The sequence below is a fragment of the Salipiger marinus genome, from assembly GCF_900100085.1.
GTDB classification, from domain to species: Bacteria; Pseudomonadota; Alphaproteobacteria; order Rhodobacterales; family Rhodobacteraceae; genus Salipiger; species Salipiger marinus.
On record NZ_FNEJ01000105.1, the window covers coordinates 1 to 1,087 of the forward strand.

1 protein-coding gene and 1 pseudogene are annotated in these 1,087 nt (G+C 65.2%); one reads left to right on the top strand and one right to left on the bottom strand.

The features are described from left to right. Window positions 1–695, bottom strand: a 695-nt coding sequence (locus BLR51_RS27090) for an NTP transferase domain-containing protein (RefSeq protein WP_165616971.1), incomplete at its 3' end; no start/stop codon positions are given. 109 nt (window positions 696–804) lie between these two features. Here BLR51_RS27090 and BLR51_RS28415 point away from each other — a divergent pair. Further along, window positions 805–897, top strand: a pseudogene (locus tag BLR51_RS28415) (haloacid dehalogenase); the annotation flags it as partial. Window positions 898–1,087: the final 190 nt, after the last annotated feature.

Here is a 1,087-nt window from a genome sequence, read left to right on the forward strand (position 1 = left end):
CGCAGTTCGGCGCGGGAATTGATGCCCAGCGTTTCCGCCTCGTCGCAGCGCACCACGCCCGCCGACAGGCCGCGCGCGCGGGCCAGCGCCACCACGTCGGTCAGGTAATATTCGCCCGACGCGTTGTCATTGCCCACCGCCTCGATCAGCGCGAAGAGCGTTTCGGACGCGGCGATCAGCACCCCGGAATTGCACAGGGTGATGCCCCGCTGCGCCTCGGTCGCGTCCTTGTATTCCACGATCTCCAGCAGATCGTCGCCTCGGGTGACCAGACGGCCATAGCGGCCCGGATCGGCGGCCTCGAAGCCCAGCACCACCACGTCCTGCGCGGCGCGCGCCGCGATCATCGCTTGCAGCGTGGCCTCGCTGATGAAGGGTGTGTCGCCATAAAGAACCAGCGCGTCGCCGTCGAAGTCTTTCAGGGCGTCGCGGGCCTGCGCCACGGCATGGGCGGTGCCCAGCTGTTCGGCCTGGATCACCACCTGCGCCTCCGGGGCATAGTCCAGTGTGGCGGCGCTGACGGCCTCGGCCCCATGACCGGCCACCACCACGCAGGCTGCAGGATCCAGCGTCTGCCCGGCGCGCAGCGCGTGCCAGAGCAGCGGCGCCTGTGCCAGAGGGTGCAAGACCTTGGGGCGGTCGGACTCCATTCGGGTGCCCTTGCCCGCAGCAAGGAGGATCAGCGCAATGCTCATATACAAACCTGTTTATTTTAAGTTTGCGGACGTTCTATCGACTTGAGAAGAAGGGGCAAGGTGATCCGACTTCACGTTGGATTGCGGGTTGTGTCAGAGAGCAAAAATTATGCAGACGGTTGTATTCGACCAAGATGCCACACTGGTGGACACAAGCGGCGATCCGATCGCCGCCGCCAATGCCTATTTCGAGAGGAGGGGATCAGCCTCAGGTACTCCGTCAGTGTCGAATAGGCTCCCTCGAAACCCATCGCCTTGGCCTCCCGGTGCAGCCGCCGGGCAGAGAGCCCCGGCCAGGCAGACAACCTGTCGACCAGATAAGCGCCATACTTGTCAGCCAAGCGCTCCTCCGGCTCGCGCGGCCCGTAGACCGGCGCCTCAAGCCCGCGCTC